Origin of the sequence: Limnospira indica PCC 8005 (assembly GCF_000973065.1) — a bacterium.
Taxonomy (GTDB): domain Bacteria; phylum Cyanobacteriota; class Cyanobacteriia; order Cyanobacteriales; family Microcoleaceae; genus Limnospira; species Limnospira fusiformis.
Window position 1 is genome coordinate 6,117,433 of record NZ_FO818640.1, and the last position, 20,084, is coordinate 6,137,516.

The 20,084-nt window shown below is 44.4% G+C and carries 21 protein-coding genes; 8 read left to right on the top strand and 13 right to left on the bottom strand.

The genetic code is table 11. The annotated features are described in order from the left end of the window. Positions 1-28 precede the first annotated feature (28 nt). The 4 genes from XZ46_RS27130 to XZ46_RS27145 all read left to right on the top strand — a co-directional run bounded on the left by XZ46_RS27130 (position 29) and on the right by XZ46_RS27145 (position 4,481). On the top strand, positions 29-457 hold the full coding sequence (locus XZ46_RS27130) for an NUDIX hydrolase (protein ID WP_006622423.1): 429 nt from the start codon (positions 29-31) through the stop codon (positions 455-457). Positions 458-488: 31 nt separating this feature from the next. Then, positions 489-1,760, top strand: coding sequence for a hypothetical protein (locus XZ46_RS27135; RefSeq protein ID WP_008056487.1), 1,272 nt, complete (start codon positions 489-491; stop codon positions 1,758-1,760). A gap of 80 nt (positions 1,761-1,840) precedes the next feature. Continuing rightward, a complete protein-coding gene (gene psb28, locus XZ46_RS27140) occupies positions 1,841-2,191 on the top strand; it encodes a photosystem II reaction center protein Psb28 (protein ID WP_006622421.1) in 351 nt (116 codons plus the stop codon). 631 nt (positions 2,192-2,822) lie between these two features. Then, positions 2,823-4,481, top strand: a complete 1,659-nt coding sequence (locus tag XZ46_RS27145) for an alpha/beta hydrolase (RefSeq protein ID WP_008056480.1) — start codon at positions 2,823-2,825, stop codon at positions 4,479-4,481. A gap of 1 nt (position 4,482) precedes the next feature. Here the strand turns inward: XZ46_RS27145 and XZ46_RS27150 are convergent, their stop codons facing one another. Together XZ46_RS27150 and XZ46_RS27155 are read right to left on the bottom strand one after the other, a co-directional pair. Further along, a complete protein-coding gene (locus XZ46_RS27150) occupies positions 4,483-5,247 on the bottom strand; it encodes a peptidylprolyl isomerase (protein ID WP_006622419.1) in 765 nt (254 codons plus the stop codon). 122 nt (positions 5,248-5,369) lie between these two features. Then, positions 5,370-6,167, bottom strand: a complete 798-nt coding sequence (locus XZ46_RS27155; protein ID WP_006622418.1) for a TIGR00297 family protein — start codon at positions 6,165-6,167, stop codon at positions 5,370-5,372. A gap of 200 nt (positions 6,168-6,367) precedes the next feature. Between XZ46_RS27155 and XZ46_RS27160 the strand changes: the two genes are divergently transcribed. After that, the gene (locus tag XZ46_RS27160; RefSeq protein ID WP_008056476.1) at positions 6,368-7,495 is read left to right on the top strand and encodes an RNA-guided endonuclease InsQ/TnpB family protein; all 1,128 of its coding nucleotides are present in this window, start codon (positions 6,368-6,370) and stop codon (positions 7,493-7,495) included. Between the two features lie 37 nt (positions 7,496-7,532). Here XZ46_RS27160 and XZ46_RS27165 read toward each other — a convergent pair whose 3' ends face one another. Next, complete coding sequence (locus XZ46_RS27165; RefSeq protein ID WP_006622416.1) at positions 7,533-8,135, bottom strand: esterase/lipase family protein; 603 nt, start codon at positions 8,133-8,135, stop codon at positions 7,533-7,535. Positions 8,136-8,337: 202 nt separating this feature from the next. Here XZ46_RS27165 and XZ46_RS27170 point away from each other — a divergent pair, with 202 nt between their 5' ends. After that, entirely contained in the window at positions 8,338-8,775 is a 438-nt protein-coding gene (locus XZ46_RS27170) for a hypothetical protein (RefSeq protein ID WP_006622415.1), read from the top strand. On the opposite strand, the gene XZ46_RS27175 is transcribed toward XZ46_RS27170, so the two are convergent. Then, positions 8,776-9,102 carry a hypothetical protein gene (locus XZ46_RS27175; RefSeq protein ID WP_006622414.1) on the bottom strand — a complete coding sequence of 109 codons (327 nt, stop codon included), beginning with the start codon at positions 9,100-9,102 and terminating at the stop codon, positions 8,776-8,778. A gap of 551 nt (positions 9,103-9,653) precedes the next feature. Between XZ46_RS27175 and def the strand changes: the two genes are divergently transcribed. Continuing rightward, positions 9,654-10,217, top strand: a complete 564-nt coding sequence (gene def / locus XZ46_RS27180) for a peptide deformylase (protein WP_008056475.1) — start codon at positions 9,654-9,656, stop codon at positions 10,215-10,217. Positions 10,218-10,263: 46 nt separating this feature from the next. Next, complete coding sequence (locus XZ46_RS27185; protein WP_006622411.1) at positions 10,264-10,464, top strand: hypothetical protein; 201 nt, start codon at positions 10,264-10,266, stop codon at positions 10,462-10,464. A 53-nt stretch (positions 10,465-10,517) separates the two neighbouring features. On the opposite strand, the gene XZ46_RS27190 is transcribed toward XZ46_RS27185, so the two are convergent. From XZ46_RS27190 to groL, 9 genes are all read right to left on the bottom strand, one after another. Further along, positions 10,518-10,901: a hypothetical protein gene (locus XZ46_RS27190; protein ID WP_006622410.1), complete on the bottom strand. Its 384-nt coding sequence runs from the start codon at positions 10,899-10,901 to the stop codon at positions 10,518-10,520. A gap of 10 nt (positions 10,902-10,911) precedes the next feature. Continuing rightward, complete coding sequence (gene ruvC / locus XZ46_RS27195) at positions 10,912-11,430, bottom strand: crossover junction endodeoxyribonuclease RuvC (RefSeq protein WP_006622409.1); 519 nt, start codon at positions 11,428-11,430, stop codon at positions 10,912-10,914. Positions 11,431-11,475: 45 nt separating this feature from the next. Continuing rightward, entirely contained in the window at positions 11,476-12,633 is a 1,158-nt protein-coding gene (gene bchI, locus XZ46_RS27200) for a magnesium chelatase ATPase subunit I (RefSeq protein WP_006670057.1), read from the bottom strand. A gap of 111 nt (positions 12,634-12,744) precedes the next feature. Further along, positions 12,745-15,306, bottom strand: coding sequence for an exonuclease domain-containing protein (locus XZ46_RS27205; protein WP_008056474.1), 2,562 nt, complete (start codon positions 15,304-15,306; stop codon positions 12,745-12,747). A gap of 282 nt (positions 15,307-15,588) precedes the next feature. Continuing rightward, positions 15,589-15,888 (bottom strand): hypothetical protein, encoded by a 300-nt coding sequence (locus XZ46_RS27210; protein WP_006670060.1) that lies wholly within the window; start codon positions 15,886-15,888, stop codon positions 15,589-15,591. A 102-nt stretch (positions 15,889-15,990) separates the two neighbouring features. Then, a complete protein-coding gene (locus tag XZ46_RS27215; RefSeq protein WP_008056473.1) occupies positions 15,991-16,740 on the bottom strand; it encodes an alpha/beta fold hydrolase in 750 nt (249 codons plus the stop codon). A 38-nt stretch (positions 16,741-16,778) separates the two neighbouring features. Continuing rightward, on the bottom strand, positions 16,779-16,946 hold the full coding sequence (locus XZ46_RS35675) for a hypothetical protein (RefSeq protein WP_164468737.1): 168 nt from the start codon (positions 16,944-16,946) through the stop codon (positions 16,779-16,781). A 132-nt stretch (positions 16,947-17,078) separates the two neighbouring features. Further along, positions 17,079-18,107 (bottom strand): chlorophyll a/b binding light-harvesting protein, encoded by a 1,029-nt coding sequence (locus XZ46_RS27220; RefSeq protein ID WP_008056472.1) that lies wholly within the window; start codon positions 18,105-18,107, stop codon positions 17,079-17,081. A 338-nt stretch (positions 18,108-18,445) separates the two neighbouring features. Continuing rightward, entirely contained in the window at positions 18,446-20,083 is a 1,638-nt protein-coding gene (gene groL, locus XZ46_RS27225) for a chaperonin GroEL (RefSeq protein ID WP_006622402.1), read from the bottom strand. Position 20,084: the final 1 nt, after the last annotated feature.

A 20,084-nucleotide genomic window follows, 5' to 3' on the forward strand; every position in this document is an offset into this window, starting at 1 on the left:
GCCGATAAAATCTAATGAACTCAGAATCATGGCTAAACCGAAAATTAGGGTAATTGCATTAGGATTAATTGAGGATAACGATCGCATTTTGGTGTCTCAGGGATACGACCAGGAAAAACAAATAACCTTTTATCGTGCTTTAGGAGGAGGTGTAGATTTTGGCGAACATAGTCGAGATGCACTCCGACGAGAATTTCTCGAAGAACTCAACGCGGAAATTACTGATATAGAATACCTAGATTGCCTGGAAAGCATTTTCGTTTATAATGGTAGTCAGGGACATGAAATTATCCAACTGTATCGATGTAAATTTGCTGATCGCCAATTTTACCAACAGGAACAAATCCCATTTAAGGAAGGCGATCGCCAAAAATTAGCCCTCTGGGTTCCCGTGGAGAGATTTAAGTCAGGAGAAGCTCAACTTGTTCCTGAAGGCTTTATCAAATTCCTGGGATAGTCCTGTCCTTATACTCAATCGGTGATCAATCATGTCACATCAACAACACCATCAACATCAACATCAACATCAACATCACGACCACAACCATGATGTTGAAAAACAAGTTAACCCGATTATTGCCAAACTGAAGGCGATCGCCCAGCCGAGGGTGTGGGGACCCATTGGTGTGATTTCCCTAGTGAGTATATTTGTATGGGAAGTTTCAGAAAATCCCGAACTCTATCGGATTGACTGGGAATCGGAAACCTCCGAAAGCGGACTATCTCCGGAAGAATTGGCGATCGCTGCCGAAATTGACAGTTCAGGCTTACTACTCGAAGAGTTACGCCGAAACAACCCGGAGGATGTTAGCCTGTTTAACAATCCTATCCAAGGCGGAGAAGACGTATTCGAGGAAGTTCGCCGCCGTAACTCTCGGTCCGATCAAAATACCCAAACCCAGAGTTCCCGAAATTTGCGATCGAGTGAAGCAACAACCACCCTACCTGAACCATTCCCCGAAACCACAGCCACCAGTCCCTTCAATGCTACCAGCCAGGCTCTGCAAAATGCCCAAAATACCCAAAATAATAGACCTGCATCCTTTGGTTTATTAGGGTGGGGAACCCCAGCTAACCAGGAGGACAATCAAGAAACCCTAACTAACTCCCCCTTAGCACCCACCCCACTACAGGCGGCGATGGGTCAGTCTTTCTCATCATCAACAAGTGAATCCGAAGGCGAAACCCAAACCCAAACTCAAGGGATGTTCAACCCTCTGATAGTCACTGGAAGCAGCAATAGTCAGGTGGCTACCCCATCATCGACAAATGGGGATAATAACACCGCCTCTGGTATTCCTCTACCCGCATACGCACCCCCAGTTCAAATTCCCGAAGCCAGTTGGGTGGTTCCCAGAACCGTAGCCCCCATTGATGGAACTAATGCAGCCACTGTTGATGTAGCGCCTAACCCATATCAAACTAACCGTTCCCTACCTCAGCCCTTATCTGGAACCCAGCCAGGTGGTTTACCACCAGCACCCGTGCTACCTCCCAACCGCGCTAACCCCCACGGACAATATAACTACACCGGAACTAATCCTTTTGGGCGTAATCAGCCTCAGACGGACAATTCTGGTGGTTTTCCCAACTTTCAGCCCGCCACCCCCAATCCCAATAACTATGTGGTCGGTCCCACCAATTTAAACCCAAATAATCAAAATCAAGTGATCCAGCAACAGGCTCCCTTTACTTCTCCTCGCAGCACTCCCGGTCGCGTGATTGGCGGTGGTAGAATCAACAGTTTCTCTAACCCCTAGAAGTTAAGTTTTATGAGGTTTTGAGTGTTTCTACTTAATTCCGAGTTAAACTTTGGCTAAACTCTATGGAGCAATAGGTTGTGTCTACATCTATCCAGTTTATCGATGGACTTGACGAGGAACTGGGTGGGGTTAGCCTCCGCAAACGCCGAGACAGCAACACCAAGATTGTCGTTTTAGTCTTTAAACAACTCAAGGCGATCGAAAAACTCAGGGCTTATCGCAAACAAATTAGCCATTTATGGCTCCGGGATGAAGAAGGAGAAATCCGCGTAAGTCCCACAGGTGTTAAGTTCTTCTATGTGGGAGATGATGAACTCTCGAAAGCAGAATGTACTTTTGAGGTTGATTCTGAGGATATTTTTGGGCGGGTGATGAGATTTTTGCATCGCTATGCTGATGACCATGGCTTTGAGTATAGTGCCAATTGATTCTTGATACTCCCCGCCCTTTCCGAGGACGGGGCTTGCGTATCACAAAATTGGGTTTTTGTCAATAGGGGGGAAAATGGCGCTGCGATTTTCTCGGAAAACTCGTGCATCGGGAATTTTAAATTTTGCTGAGATACAGCTTGTTCACCAGTCGCTTAATACATTGCCCTCACCCTAAATCCCTCTCCCAGAAAGGGAGAGGGACTTTGTAATACATTGCCCTCACCCTACACCTCTCTCCCAGAAAGGGAGAGGGACTTTGTAATACATTGCCCTCACCCTACACCTCTCTCCCAGAAAGGGAGAGGGACTTTGTAATACATTGCCCTCACCCTAAATCCCTCTCCCAGAAAGGGAGAGGGACTTTGAGAGGTGATCAGATGATTTCTGAACAGGCTGTAATATTCTGGATTATGATAGAATCAGGGTTGTAGGCTTTATTTTCGGATAAGGACACAATAAGCCCTTGGTAACGATTTATTGGAGGATACCACAACCCCCATAATCTCGTCAACTATTTGCGAGGCATTATCAATAAAAATGTATCAATTCTTAACAATACTTTAAAATTTAAATCGATTCGGGTTGATATATTAGCGAAAGTTATTAGATTATGGATTAATTGGAATTTATGGCTGTGGCTGGTAAATGGTTTTCGTCTGTATGGCAAATATTTGGGGTGGGTTTATCGTCTGTAATTTTGAGTGCGATCGCATCAGTAAGCCCCGCTCACAGCGCGGAGGAGATGATCATATCCTATGGTATAGCAAACACCTCAATTTCCATAGCTGAACTGGAAAAATTTGTCGAGTCTGGGGAGAGTACACCGCTTTTATTTGTGTATGGTTATTTACTGAATATCGAAGACCCGGAAGGATTAAGAAGAGGTTTAAAATCCCCTTTTGAAGCGAGTCCTTGGAGTATAGATCGGTTTTTAAATTCGCCAACAGGAGAAACCATTTTGCGGCGCATGGGTAGAGTGGTGAATACTGGAGGCGGCGAAAATGGTTATATGGCTCTAAAAACAGCGATCGCTCAAGCCTCTAAACGTCCAGAAGGTCTAACGATTATGGGTATTCTCCAGGAGTTCCCTGACCCTCAAATTCGCATTGATTTAGATTTTAGTATCGATGTGATCAACGAAACAACTCAGGTGTTATTTAGAGATCAGACAATTATCGAGCAAATCTCACAGCAGAGGTCGGCGGAAAATAGTGCTAACCGGAGACCGCAACAAAGATTCACCATTCCTAACCCCCGGACTATGGGACCCTATAGCTGGAGAGAAGCAGAGGTAGTATTTTTCAATCCTAATCGCGATCGCCCTTCGCCACTGTTTTTATACTTACCGGAAAATATAGACAGACCCGCCCCCCTAATTATTATTTCCCACGGGTTAGGGTCAGACCCAAAAACCTTTAGCTATTTAGCCGAACATCTCGCCTCCCATGGTTTTGCGGTAGCCATTCCCGAACATATCGCCACCAGTGCTAATCGTTTTGAAGGATTTTTACAAGGTTTCGAGGAACCTCCTAACCCTTCAGAATTTGCCGCGCGCCCCACAGATATTAGTTATTTACTAGACTTACTGGAACAAAAATCAGCTTCTGACCCATTTTGGCGAGAAAGGCTAGATTTGCAAAATGTTGGCGTAGTTGGTCAATCTTTTGGGGGGTATACGGTGTTAGCCTTAGCGGGAGCGAAATTGAACCCCCAGATACTGAGCCAGTATTGTCCTGATCTTCCCAATCGGCGCATTACCCTCAATTTATCAATTATCCTCCAATGTCGAGCTTTGGAAGTGGCTTTAGAACGTCAGAACTTTCGGGACCCTAGAATTAAAGCAGCGATCGCTATTAATCCCTTTAGCAGCTTAGTTTTTGGTGAAAGGGGAATGGCTGCTATTAATATCCCAGTGGCGATCGTATCAGGAACCAATGATTATATTACCCCAGCCATTGCAGAACAAATTGAGCCTTTCACCTGGTTAACCAACTCTGACAACATCCTAGTGTTATTTGAGGGAGGGACTCACTTCTCCTTTTTACAAGAAGAGGGGGGACAATTACCCATCCCCCCAGAAATTATTGGTCCTGACCCCAACTTCGCTTATCCCTATTTAAAAGCACTCAGCCTGACGTTTTTTAACCTACATATTCGCCGAGAGTTAGATAACCGCAATTACTTAAATGACGCTTATCTAAATACTATAGGTTCCAGCCTGTTTCAGATGACCATTTTGGAGGAGTTGACTCCTGAACAACTGCAAAGGGCTTTCCCACAGCCCTAAATTAATCACCAATTTGCATTTTCACAGTCAGGGTTTTTAGTTGTTCATTCATCCAGCGATCGAACAATTCATCCTGCAACTGTTTTTTAATGCCTTTGGTTTCCAAAGTCACGTCGATAAATTCTTCAATTCTGAACAAACACCAGCGCCCTTCGACTTCAAAAGGTCCGATAATTTGACCCACCTTAGCCCCTTCAATGGTAGATTTTAAGGTATCTGGTAATGTGGCTTTACTTACGGCTCCCATCATGCCATTAACCCGGCGTTCTGTGGTGAGAGAATATTCCCGCGCTAAGGCTTCAAAACTTCCTTCTCCCGAGGCAATTTTGCTTTTTAAACTTTCAGCCATTTCATAGTCATCAACCACAATTCGTGACAGGACTACGGAATCTAAAAACGGTTTGCGTTCTTGGAAATATTCCTCCAAATTCTCTTTAACTACTGCGAGTTTGAGAGTTTCTCGTTTAAACCCATTAGAAACCTGGTCATGAAAACTTTTATAGGTCAAGCGGTTTTCATCGAGCCAAGTTTGGAAGGCTTGGGGGTCGCTGAGATTACGTTCCAGGCGGAAATTAATCACGGCTTGCTCAATGGCGGCTGCATTGGAGTTAACTTCATCCCGAGATTGCAGTTCTTTATCAATTACATATTGCCTGAGAATATTAGCCAGAAAATCCTGCAACTTGCCGGAATTTTGGAGATATTGTAATGATTGACTCAGGGTAAGAGAGTCGTTATCATTAATGGTCAAAAATGGTTGAGACATAGGTAAAAGTAATTTGAACGTGGTTGTTAATCTAACTGGAGTATACACCCCAGATGAGGTCTACCCCTAATATAGCAATGATCTGGGATTTGGGTATGCTAATACTGAGCTAATCTGGGGGTTTAAAAGTGAATCGGGAGTTGAAAATAGACAACTGCTAACACGATAGCAACGATCGCCCCGATTAGGGTATTGATAAAATTGACGACTTCATTGGTGAGCCACCCCACCTGATTTTGCCAAGTGGCTCCGATCAGGCTTTCTAGGTTAGTAGCGACAAACGCTGCTATTATACACCATAACAGCCCCATGGCATCAATTAAACCCACTGACCAGCCCACCATAGCCATGGCTAGGGATGCTACCACACCAGCCACAGTTCCTTCTAGGCTGATAGCGCCCTCTGTACCGCGCGGCACTGGCTGCATGGTAGTAATTAAGAAAGTTCGTTTTCCATAGGCTTTACCGACCTCTGAGGCACAGGTATCAGAGAGTTTAGTGCTGAAACTGGCAACATATCCCAACATCAGTAAAGGTGTGGCGATCGCAGTTATGGGACTATCAACCATCAGCCCCCTTAACCCCCAAATTCCCAAAGCACAAAGCGCCGCAGTTAAGGCAGATCCCCAGACATTTTCCGGTCCCCTAGCACCCGATCGCTTTTCGGCTATACCCGCCGCCTCTTTTTCAGCCATCCCAATGCGGGTCACTGCTGATCCGATCACGAAATAAAACCCCACCACCATATATCCGGGTCCTTGGAGACTTACCCAGACTAACACGCCTAAAATCCAAGCGTGTACAATACCAGAGGGGGTTAAGAGTTTTTTGGGTAGTAGGGCGACAATTCCCAATAGTAGGGTATTAATAGCGATCGCTGCTACCGCTGGATTCGATAATAATGATAGCTGTGGATACATAAGATTTTAAATCACTTTGCCTTGTTGGAATTTTAGAGCCAGAATTTAATCCAAGATTTGCTTGACATCTTAGGACAATAACGTACAATACCCCAAAAGATTCACAACTCAATAATGAGTATACGGTCAAACCCCAGACCATGCCAAATTTCCCTGACGACATACTCATCAAGTCGGATTCTTCATGGTAAAATCAAATCATGGCTTACAAAGCTTTCCGGACAAAACTAAAACTCAATGACCGTCATCGCACCTTGATGGCCAAACACGCGGGGTATGCTCGATTTGTGTTCAATTGGGGATTACACTTATGGATGTCAGCTTATGAAGAGGGACTCAAGCCTAACGTCAACTCCATCAAAAAGGTTTTTACTCATTATGTGAAACCTCAATATCCTTGGATGTCCGAATTGTCTTCTAGAGTTTATCAATATGCCTTCATTAATCTAGGGGATGCCTTTAAGCGCTTCTTCAAAGGAATAAGCAGTTATCCTAAATTTAAGAAGAAAGGCCACCATGATAGCTTTACCCTTGACAATGGCGGCCAACCATTCAATCTGTCAGGAACTCGCCATAAGCTGCCTTTTGTGGGCTGGGTTTCTACATTTGAGGCTCTACCACCCAGTCTAGTTAAGAAAGTCACTATAACGCGCCAAGCAGGTGACTGGTATATTAGCTTTTTCGTAGAAATCACACCAGAAATCACACCTAAATATCGAGAGAGAATCGGGGTTGACCTAGGAATTAACAATTGGGCGACTTGCTCCGATGGGACCCAATTCTCTAATCCCAAGGCTTATAAAGCAGCCACCAAAAAACTAGCTCGATTACAACGTCATTTAAGTCGCAAAGTCAAAGGCTCGAAAAATTGGGCCAAATGTCTCTTAAAAGTTCAAAAGCTACATCAAAGAGTAGCAAACATTCGGCGGGACACCATTCATAAAATAACTACTTTCTTGGCTAAGAACCACAGCCAAGTCGTCATTGAAGATTTGAATGTGTCAGGTATGCTGAAAAATCATGGTTTGGCGGGTTCTATCGCTGATGCTTCATTTTATGAGTTCCGTCGTCAACTAGGTTACAAGGCAGAACGTTATGGTTCAAAGTTGATTATTGCCGATAGATTTTATCCATCCAGTCAACTGTGTTCTAATTGCGGTTATCGTCAAAAAATGCCCCTAGTCCGTCGGACTTTTGAATGTCCAAACTGTGGCCTGAAGATTGATAGAGATTTGAACGCCAGTAGAAATTTAGAAAAATCGCCTGGTTCCGACGATTACACTTGTGGACGGGGTGCTGCCGACAGTCCCGGACGAAGCCAGAAATAAACATCAATATCCGGCTATGTCCGGTTTTGTTTAAGTTTTATAGAGCAGCAGTTCTCAAAGCCTTCTCCACTGCTGCGATACAATTGGCATCTTTAACCATCCAAGCGTGTAGTGGCACATCAAGGATAATTTCCTCCCCCAAATTTAGGTGTGAACTGTTCGCCGGAACAATCATCAGATCAAATCTAGTCCAGATTGAGGTAAAATTGAGGCGATCGAGCATTCCTATATTGTTATTCAAATCTAACAGTAGGGGGCTGTTGGCGCGCATTTGCGCCGCCGCTTGGGTTGGATAGAGGTTAGCTGTCATCGTTCCGTTATGGGGGGACGAAATGGTAATTAATCTTTGGACTCGTTCAATTCCCCCTAGCTTCTGTACATAGTAGCGACTGACAATTCCCCCCATACTAAAACCTACCAGGTCAAAGGGTTGATTGGGGGCAAAGTTTTGATCAGCATATTCGACAATTTGCTCTGCTAGGCATTCTATGCCACTTAATCCGTAATTGGGACACAGGTTGAAGCTATGAACCTCCCAGCCTTTTTGTCTCAGATGCCTAGACATCACTTGGAAAATGGCGATCGTGTCGAAAATACCATGAATCAGTAAAACCGGATTAAGGGCTTGATTGTTCTTCATGTGGAAATTATGAGAATTTGTGAATAAGTGTAAACAATTATCTCAATTTTGCCTCTTATTGTCACAAATTACCCTCACTTGATGGGATTTTTGTAAAATTTTGTAAACAATTGTGGACAAACCTTGCAGATAATTTTAATCTGAAATTTAACTTGTTAGGCAATGAGTGTCAATTTTATAAAAACTGAACGGAGTAGGTTTAATGTTAGCCATTGGTAAACTGTTTGGGCGTGGTCAAAAATCTGATTATTTTTTAGAGTTTGATGAGGCTAAGGGAACCACCGCAGAACCGAGTCCAACTGTCGCCCCCAAAGCTGAAGCCCCCAAAGTAGAAGCCCCCAAAGCTGAAGCCCCCAAAGCTGAAGCCCCCAAAGCTGACAAGCCAGAAAAAACGAAGAAATCTGTAGCGAAGAAATCCCCAGAAGCAGCAAAAGCGGATGTACCTGCCACCCCAGCCCCGGCTGCTGTGGCTAAGGTAGCCCCATCGTCTGCGCCCCTAAATGGTGGTATGAACAAAACCCCGGAGGGTATGACATTTGCTACAGACTACTTACTTCCCAAGTCCACAGCGACCCGTCGTCGTCCCGGTCCCAACATGAATATGTTTAGGGATATGGCGCGTCAGATGTCCTCGAAATAATTAGTATCGATCGCAATTGACATTAGCAATAATCGTGTCATAGGACAAAAGCTGGAAATTGATCGAACCTTGGTCTGTCTTAACTGATATCAAGTTTTTGGGAATGTTGAGGGTAACTTGGTGATAACCCCAAACCCTCATCTGCTTGATCACCTCGCCAGCTTTACAACCAATAAACCGTTTAAGTTCTTGGCTACTAGGGACGTAGTTAAGAGAGTTTTGCTGCTTATGTTCAACGGGTGATGGGTTGTTGGGGTATGCACAGGTGGGGCTGTTGATTAGATCGCTTTTTTGTCTTAGGTGAGCAAAATAGGTGAGAGATGCCATGTCTTAATCTCCTGAGAATGAGTTGAGGAAGATTTTTAGCTTATTACCTAGGATGGAGAATTACAGAGATGCAGTCAATGGGGACTCCAGCCAGAATCTGAATTGTCTACTCTCTAGGTCAAGCTGTGAAAGTTCACCCACGAGGCTAAAAACAGGAGGAGGTACACTGTGAAACCCCCTAGCAAATGGTGGAGCAAGAATATCCCCCCTGTTTTGAGGATATCTAGTTACCGAATATCACCCGGTCAGGTGATGTCAAAATAGTCGGGAACTGATACATTAACAACTGAGATGCTACGAATAGGTGAGTTATCCATCAGCCGCAAGCTGGTGGATTTTTTGATCCAGAGTCAATTATCGCCATAAAAGACTTAAACGTAAACCGATTTGGCTCAAATACAGGAAAACTTAGCAAAAATTTAATTATTGGGGGTGATTGAGAATCTTAGCCAGGATACTGAGATCCAATATGTAGCGATCGCTCTCCCAAACCCCGATTGCGATCTAAAATCAAATATGAATAAGTGTTAACGAAAGCGAGTAAGGATTTCATGACGTCTCAAGTTCTGGTGGAAAAGCAAAAGTTAGAAAAACCCCCCCTGGATATTCACTATTTGGGCGATCGCGTTTTGCGACAGCCAGCCAAACGGGTTTCGCGCATTGACGATGAAATTCGGCAACTGGTGCGGGAGATGTTACAAACCATGTATAGTGCCGATGGTATTGGTTTAGCTGCTCCCCAAGTAGGGGTACACAAACAGGTAATCGTGATTGACTGCGAACCTGATAATGCAGCGACTCCCCCCCTAGTGTTGATTAACCCCACCATCAAAAAGTCAAGCCGCCAGCTATCACCTTTCCAGGAAGGATGTTTAAGTATTCCAGGGGTTTATATGGATGTAGTCCGCCCAGAAGAGGTAGAAGTTGCCTTTAAGGATGAAAACGGCCGTCCTCGGAGCATATTGGCTACGGAGTTACTTTGTCGAGCCATTCAACATGAAATCGATCACCTACAGGGGGTGTTATTTGTCGATCGCGTTGACAATCAATTAGCCCTGAATGAGGAATTGGCTAAATATAAGTTTTCTCCGAAAGCAGTCAAGCCGGTTAAATAGCACGATTACACTCAACAAGTTAAATAATGTGGGGTCAAAACTGATCATGGTTGGAACGCCAAAAAGTGGTTTATTATTAGCCGGATCGTGTATTACAGCGATCGCCGCCGTTGGTTCAATTTTTGAACTTTCCTCTGGGGAACCGGAATTAGGGGGATTAATCACAGGGGTGATTCTAGCCTTGAGTATACCCCTATCAGTGCTACTATTTTGGGCAGCGGTTCAAGATGCCCGCGCCAATCAGTAGACCAACACGCCCAAAGACCGTAGGGTTAAGGCTCTACGGTCAGTATTTATCAGTTAAATTTTTTTGTATTTTAAAGGCTCACAAAATTGTTCAACCCCAGTTTTTAACACATAAATAACCACGGGAGTGACCAGTAGTGGCGGGCATTGATTTTGGTAAATTAAATGAGCGACTATCGGGGCTATATTGGACTGTAATAAATCCTCTTGATAGCTAGGTTCACAGATAGTAACTCGGTGGCGCTTGGCTAAACCATCAAGCCAATTTTCCGATGTAGTGGGAGATTGACCGACATTAATCGCCATAGAAATCGCGGCATCTTCGATATCACCCTCGCAGTCTTCAATCATATCTAAGGCTTGTAATGCCGAGGAATATTCAGCCAATTGGGAACGAAATTGAGCAATTTCTTGAGAAGTCAGAATGAGATTAGACATAGATTATCAATCAGCTTAAAATTGAATCGGAAACCCGATCATGATCAAACCAAGTCGCCAAAGCGATCGCCAAAGCATCCGCCGCATCATCCGGTTGAGGTATCGCCTGTAAGTTTAACTCCCTGGCTACTGCCTCTTGCACCTGATATTTCTTAGCATTACCATATCCGGTTAATGCCTGTTTAATCTGAGCCGGGGTAAACTCAAATATAGGAAGGTGTCGTTGAGCCAAAACCAACAGCAAAACCCCCCTAGCTTGAGCGACTGCGATCGTATTTCCCATGCGGTAAAAAAACAATTTTTCGACACCGACAAGATCCGGTTGCCATTGTTCGAGTAGGGTATGGAGGTCAGCATAAATAGTTTGTAGGCGATCGCCCAGGGGTTGATTAGCCTCAGTTTGAATCGCCCCAAAGTCCATCACCGAGAACAAAGACCCTCCCCTAGCTTCTTCGCAAGTGTGACATTCAATAATCCCAAACCCCAAAGTTGCTAGACCGGGGTCCAACCCCATAATCCGAACCACCATAACCCGATACGGTAACACAGGCAAAGTTGCCTGTGATGTTGTTAACTAATTTTGATCCGGTTCGGGTAATCCAAACACTTGGCGAAACACCTTCTGGACTTTGTTTCCAGAATCAATAGACTCCAATGGATCTTTCCGCAGTCGGTGGCGCAGACACAAAGTAATCACCCGACCAATATGGTCAACAGTGACCTCTGTAGCCCCTTCAAACGCAGCTAAAGCCTTCGCCGCCCTGTTAGTGACAATATCTCCCCGCAGTCCATCTACATCTAATTCTGAGCAGACCTGAGAGATTTTCACCCGCAGATCATAATCAATATTAATCCCCGATAGTCTCTCTTGGGCTTCTACTATGCGCCGTTGTAGTTCTTCCTGGGATAGTTGATACTCTCCTAAGAACTCCGGCGGGTTTTGGTCAAAGGCTGTCCGCTGTTCCACAATTTTGACTCGCAGACTAGGTTCTTTCACCGTGCGAATTTCCGCGTGCATTCCAAAACGGTCTAATAATTGGGGTCGCAATTCCCCTTCTTCTGGGTTTCCTGAACCCACCAGGACAAAACGCGCCGGGTGGCGGATAGAAATGCCTTCTCTTTCCACCGTATTCCAACCACTGGCGGCGGAGTCTAGTAGGACATCGACTAGGTGATCGTCGAGAAGGTTTACCTCGTCAACGTAGAGGATACCCCTATTGGCTTTGGCTAATAGTCCCGGTTCAAAGGCTTTTACCCCTTCAGCCAACGCTTTTTCAATGTCAATGGTTCCACAAACCCGATCTTCTGTCGCCCCTAGGGGTAGGTCGATCATTTGTACCTTGCGACGGGTCACCGGGATGGCTTCGGATAAACTCATGCGTTCTCGGACCCCATCACTCATCAGTTCAGGATCGCTGGGGTGACTGTTAAAGGGGTCGTCGGCTATGACCTCTATTTCTGGTAGCAGGTCAGCTAGGGCGCGAATGGTGGTCGATTTACCTGTACCTCGATCGCCCATAATCATTACGCCGCCGATCTTGGGGTCAATCACGTTCAGCAGCAGGGCTAATTTCATTTCTTCTTGACCAACGATCGCCGTAAAGGGAAAAACGGCGCGACGGCTGGTTTGGGATATTTTGGCTGTATCAGTTGTGACGGCTGTTGGACTCACAATTGTTTCTCTAGTTTCCGGTATACCGTTTTCTATTGTCTCATATTGGGGCGATCGCATAGCGTGCTAATTCAGACCCCTTGCTGTTTGTCATTGATACCCACCCCCCGCCGCGCCACTGGTCCGACCATTTTTTCAGGAAGTGGGGCGATCGCTTCCCCCATTCTACCATTAACTCAGGCACTTAATCAACCAATAATCTGGCAGTTTCATCGACAAAAAATCAACTATATCTTCCAGAGTTATCCCTACAGCAAACTCGCGATTTTCCCAATCAATAATCGCTTGATATATACACTCAAAACAAATGCGATCGCTCCTATCCATAATCACATATTCCCCATGGTTAACCGCATCAAGTATCTGAATTTCTCGCAGACCAACATCTCCCCTTATCGGCGGTTCCACAGCATCCCGCATTAACCGAAACCGCATTTTTTTATGAGCAAGAGCCAATCGATTAAAATTTTTAATTCTCCCAGTAAACGCACTCCCTGAACCATGCAAAAATGCCAGCACATAAGTTTGTTGACCTGTTTTAATACACAAATGCTCTGGTATTTTTCGCTGTCCAAATGACAGTTGTTCAACCTTCAGCGGATATCGGTTATTAAATGCCGAAACAATCGCCATTAGTTTACCCACATCATCCGTATCACTAATAACCCGAGGTTTATCATAGTCCTTTTCCCATTGGTTTAACAGGTTCTGCCAATATTCATCTAATTGCAAATCGACCAATTTTTCCGATTCCGCATCAGCTTTTATGGCAATTTCCGGCTCTATAGGTCGCCCTTCCGTCGCCTTTTCCTGTCTCTCTTCTTCAGGCAAATCCTCCAAATCTAATTCCAGTTCCTCCGTTTCCGGTAGTTGCTGTTCCGGGGGAGATAGAGTCAGATTATCGAACGTTTTAATCACCTCTTGTACCGCTTGATAAAGTCCTTGTAATTGCTGTTTAAACTGCACCGCCTCCACTGTGATAGCCTTCCGGGGTGCAATAATTGGCGGTAGGGGAACACCCTGCACCTTATGGCGGAAGTAGTCAGAAGCACGTTTGATAACTGCGCGAATTGAGGGTTGATTGACAATTTCTGTGAGTTCCTTTTTCGTAAACAGCACTTCAATATCAACCGTAGCGTGGGGGGAATTAGTTTCAATTTTCAGTTGACAGAGAGTTTTGAGTAATTGATGCAGTTGTGCTTTAGATGGTCTTGCCAATGTCACCACAGACTGAGAAACACGGTCTATCACTGAACCATCAAATTGTTCTTGAAAACGCTCCCAACGGTCAGGAAACAAATTCAGAATAATTAAGCTATTCGGAACGTGGGTTAAAATTTCCTTCACCGTCGAACCGAAACTTTCTAAGGTTGATTGGTGACGTGCTTCAAATAGGGACTCTAGTTGGTCAAAAATTAAAATCAGCGGTTCATCTAATAGGGACAGTTGACCTAGGGTTTTGATAGCTTCTAGGGCAAATTCTTCCCGGTTAAAATCTTCCCCCCAGGGTTTTAATCCCACCTGGTTTAATTCTTCCGAGAAGTCAGCATCTCCATTCCCAGATAACCAATAGCGCACCAGGTTTTTTCGGCTAATTTCCGTATACCGACAGAACCGTATAATCCCTATTAAGACTTGGGAACTGTAGTCCGTGGAGAGTCCATATTTAGCCCGCCACCACCCTAAAATTTTCTTTTCTATCGCATCCCAATTTTTGCGATAGCGGTCTGTTCCCGGTTGTCCTACCCGTTCATATAGCGAGAGGTTATCATCCTGTAGTTTAGCGATCATTAGTCTACCTTTTTCGCTATTTACCCAGTCAGTTTGGCTCAGGATATTGACAAAACTTTTCGCAAAAAACTGTTCGAGTTGCGTCAGCTTCTTCTGGGGAATTTTTTCGGAAAATGATTCTAGGATTCTCGTATATGTATGGTAGTTCACCGCCTCAGCATTAGTCGGGTGGCGGATAAAAAATAGGCGGTTTGTCTTCAGGACTTGTTGAGCCAGTCGCATCATTAAATGGGTTTTACCAGAACCCGGTTCTCCCAAAACTATGGCTCCTTGGCTTTGATGGTTGGGGGATTCTTTTATTTCATGAATTACGGCTTTCAGTGTGTCAAATTGATGGCTGTAAATATCAGCATAGTCCGGGTGATATTCAAAGGGTGTATTAACTCGGATACTGCTGAAAGGATTAGGGGTATTCTGGTATAGTTGGGCAATATTTTCAGACATTTTGGGTGATTTTAATGGATTTAAATAACGATAAAGTTGGTAGGTAAATTGTGCATCATAACTAGCACGGTGAGCATAGCGATCATCAAAGCGATCGCCATTTAATCGCAGGTCTAACGTTTTACATAAATAACTTAATCTATAGTCGGGAAGGTTTGGTAACTGCTGTTTGGCTAACTTACAGGTACAGATAAATTGATAATTAGGATAGGGAATTGCTACTTGTTCAAAACTGCGCTCTAATATCCTTTGATCATGTTCAGCATGATGGCAGATTATTACTTGATTATGGCACAGATTATCGACTTGTTTAACTATATCTAGCAGTGTGGCAATGTTCAGCCTAAATGTCGGTTCTGGATGGTTTTTGGCAACAAATGCTTGATAGCAAATTGCTCCCTGATTATCCACCAGCGCCACTTCGGTTAAGCTGTTTTTTCCTTCCGTATCTAATACAATAAACGAACTTGTATTGAGGTGGTAGTTATCCCTGGTCATGTAAAGTATGGATCATTAGATTTTGGTTTAACCTATTTCTCCCGGTCTCTGATTTTTCGCCAAGGGTTAATTATATGCCTTCACTGGCATTGTCAGCACTCAAAATTTACAATCCTTAATAATTCGGGAGGATACCACAGTTTTAAGATTTCCTCAAAAATTCCCCAAGCTGGCGTGATCACAGCAAAAAAGGGAATTGAGGCTCAATGCCCATTTCCCTAGAGTTAGAGTCAAGTCAGGGGCGATCGCCAAAAATCCTCAACACCCGACTATGCTGGTATGTTATTTTTCTAAAGGTGGTCGGTTCCGCGCCGGACCGGTGTTTAATTCAAAATCTCTACAATTAATTGCTTCTTCTGATAAGGCTTTACAGGGATGAACGGTACATTTTAAGCGATAGTCTCCCGTAAAAAAAGCGCAGCGACTACAGGGAATATCATGGAGTTTTTTTACATTTTTTAATCCATCTTTTATCGCGACAATACACGAGTAAATAAATCCCATCAATGTCATGAATATAAACAATGGAAATATGGGATTAATGGGCAAATAGTTAATTGGTGTTAATGCGGGTTCAGTCATGATTATCTCCTGGGTAAAATTGAGGTGAATTGTGTCAGCACAATCTTTGCTGTAACTGTAATCAGTTCAGGCATTCTAAGGAAAATTAGTCGATTATGTTATTCAGTCATAAATAAGAGAATCGGCGGGGCAGATAACATCTGAAGATTTCAGGAGATTATCCCAAAAATTAACAATAGTCTCACCGACTTTTTGGGGGTCAAAATAATGGCAAAAATAGCGACCATTTGGACATTGCCAAAGGCGATCGCATGGTTTAAAAAACCTTGACCACCCCTGCCATAAATTCTGGTCAATAACCACATCATGTTCGCCTCTACATACCAGTAAAGGAACCGGGACACCACCAGGAGAAAAACTCACCCGTTTATATAAAGTATGGGGAGACAGGGAACTAATCATATCCTCTTTCAAAATACCAATCAATTTTTTAGTAATGGGAGGACATTGACAACCAAAGAGGTTATAAACTGTTTGAGTTAACAGTTTTTGTTGACTACAATTGAGAAGTTGTCGTTGTACATAATAATGAGCCTGCCAATCAACAGACGGATAAAACCCCACAGAAATTAAAGTAAGCGATCGCACCATTTCTGGATGTTGACGAGCATATAATAACCCCAACAATCCACTCATACCATGTCCAATTAAATGCACAGGATAATCACAATTTTTGAGATAGTTATGGAGCCAAATTAATGGCGTATTAAATGACAGCGGTTCATCCAGACTCAGATAATACTTATATTGGCTAAGATAAGCAGATTGAGACAAAAAATTTAAGCAGGGTTGGTTAAACTCTTGGAAAGCAGGACTGACATTTAACCACACTGCATCATGTAAGACAGCCATGAATTTCTCCTAATGATATTTCCGGGCAATTGTATCGATTAATGAGGGCAGGTAGGGGAGTGCTTTTCCGAATAACTAGCCTCAAATAAGAGTCGGTCAAGAGTTTCTGAAGCTGGCAAAGTCAGGCGACAATTTTGGCATTGCCAATACAAGCCATGATGGCTACAATGTAGCAGTAATTCTCCCGAACAACAAGGACAATTCATTTAACCTATTTCCATTGGCGAAAGGATATGATACCAGGGGGGGAAATCATCTCTAATCGAGTAGTGGATGAGTCAATAGATATCCAGAGATGAAACTGACCCACCCACCCGTCTAGGGGGACTTGCTCAGACTTAAACTTCGATAGAGTTTAAAGCTCGTTCAACCCGACGAAAATCAAATCCCAAGGCTCTCAGAGCGTGCCAAAGATGTCCTTGGAGGAAGAAGAATGCTAAGAAGAAATGAGCATTAGCTAACCAACAGCGGGGGGTATGATCGCCCATTGGTAGGACTGTTGTATCTGCAAAGTAAGGCGCAATTCCGAGTTTAATATCCAGAGGCGGACCGTAGAACTCCACAGGATAAGCCAAAGTATTGACCGCGCAGAAATAAGCCGCCACAAAACCCGCTAAAGCAATGCCACCCAAGGAATAAGACAGGATAGCTTCTCCTGAAAAAATCAGGACTTTTTTCGCCCATTTGAGGGGGGGAACTAAGATATGCCAAACACCGCCAGCGATGAGCATCACCCCTACATAAATATGACCCCCAACCAAATCTTCAAGATTATCGATAGTGGCAAAATGGGTTTGATAGCCATAGATAGTTGCGGGGTTAAGGGTAGGTTCTGTTACCAGACGGACGGTTTGAGTGGCTGCATCATACAGTCCGCCAAAATACATAGCTTTGGCGACTAGCAATAAGGCTCCCATACCTAAAAACAGTAAGTGATGCCCTAAAATTAAGCCCAACTGTTTTGGGTCTTCCCAATCAAAATGAAATTTCTGGGCTTGACCCTGGGCGGTTTTTAAATCTTCGGGTGCTTTGAAGGTGTGAAATAGGGCTCCCGCACCTAATACCGCTGAGGAGATTAAATGAACGGCTCCCACCACAAAGAAAGGGTAAGTATCTACCACTTGTCCACCATCCCCGACACCTAATCCCAGGGTGGCTAGGTGAGGTAGCAGAATTAGCCCTTGTTCTCCCATGGGTAGGGTGGGGTCGAACCAGGAAACCTCAAACAGGGTAAAGGCTCCAGCCCAAAATGCAATTAAGGCTGATTGAGCAACGTGGGCGGCAATAAATAGCCCAGACAGGTTAGCAAAGCGCGCATTACCCGCCCACCAGTCATATTTTACGGTTGGATTTTCGTAAGTCTGCATAGTGCTACAACGTTATACATCTTCCCAGCTTATTGCATAAGTATCTCAATAAGCTGTTAAGCCTTATTGTAAATAACTTTCAATAAAATGCAAGTTAAGTTTTGTTACGAATAGCTATAAGCCATATATATCAGGACTTTTAGCCAAATAACCTTAGATATTGGCTTAAATTTATTATCAATAATCAATAATATAGTGAATAACTAAAAGTATTAATTATCAATTAAAGTGGCCAGAGACAAAAAAAGACCCCGATAGTATCGGAGTCCCTGGTTTTTGATTAAGGGGGGCCAACCCCAAGGCAGCCCGAAACCTTAACCGATATCCTAACTTAAATCTTAGTAGTCGAAGTCGCCACCCATGCCAGCGCCTGCGGGAGCCGCGTTGTCTTTGGGTTCTGGCTTGTCAGCGACGATACACTCGGTAGTTAACACCATGCCAGCGATAGAAGCGGCATTTTGGAGAGCAGAACGAGTCACTTTAGCGGGGTCAACAATACCAGCCTCGAACATATTGACATATTCGCCATTAGCTGCATTGTAGCCCACATCAAAGGATTTTTCTTTCACCCGTTCAGCAACCACAGCGCCATTTTCGCCGGCATTTTCAGCGATCCGTTTCAGGGGAGACAACAGAGCGCGAGCGACAATCATAGCACCAGTGAGAGCCTCACCAGTCAATTGATTGCTACTTGCCCACTCTTCGACCTGGGGAGCCAAGTGAGCGAGAGTTGTACCACCGCCGGGAACAATTCCTTCCTCAACAGCAGCTTTGGTGGCGTTGATGGCATCTTCCAGGCGCAGTTTGCGATCCTTCATTTCGGTTTCAGTAGCAGCACCAACTTTGATAACTGCTACGCCACCAGCCAATTTAGCCAGACGCTCTTGTAGTTTCTCTTTGTCATAGGAAGACTCGGTTTCTTCCATTTGACGGCGTAGCTGCTCACAACGAGCTTTAACACCAGCTTCGTTACCTTCAGCGACAATGGTGGTGTTGTCTTTGGTGATGGTGATGCGGCGAGCTTTTCCAAGCATATCAATCTTGGTGCTTTCCAGTTTCAGACCAGCATCCTCAGTGATGACTTGACCACCGGTGAGAACTGCAATATCTTCTAACATGGCTTTGCGGCGATCGCCAAAACCAGGAGCCTTAACAGCAGCCACATTCAGCACACCCCGCAGGCGGTTAACCACCAGGGTAGCCAGAGCTTCTTTTTCGATATCCTCAGCAATAATTAACAGAGGACGACTAGCGCGCGCTACTTGTTCGAGAACCGGAACTAAATCCTGAACCAAGGTAATTTTCTTATCGGTGAGCAGGATATAAGGCTCATCGAGGATAGCTTCCATGCGCTCGGTATCGGTAGCGAAGTAAGGGGAGATATAGCCCTTATCAAAGCGCATACCTTCGGTGATTTCCAGTTCGGTAGTCATGGACTTACCTTCTTCGAGGGAAATCACACCCTCTTTACCCACTTTGTCCATGGCTTCAGCGATCATCTGACCAACTTCTTCGTCGTTACCAGCAGAGATGGTACCAACTTGAGCGATCGCTTTAGAATCTTCCACAGGGCGAGCGTGTTCAGCAATTCTGTCTACCAAGAAAGCTGTCGCCTTATCAATTCCCCGTTTCAGTTCAATGGGGTTAGCTCCGGCTGCTACGTTCCGCAGTCCTTCTTTAACCATGGCATGAGCTAGAACTGTTGCAGTGGTGGTTCCATCTCCCGCCGCATCATTGGTTTTAGAAGCCGCTTGACGAATCAGGGCTACACCAGTATTCTCAATGTTATCTTCGAGTTCGATTTCTTTGGCGATCGTCACCCCGTCGTTAACGATTTGGGGTGCGCCAAATTTCTTTTCTAGGACTACGTTACGGCCTTTGGGTCCGAGAGTAACGGCTACGGACTCAGCCAAGATGTCCATACCACGTTCGAGGGCGCGACGAGCATTTTCGTTGTATATAATACGTTTTGCCATA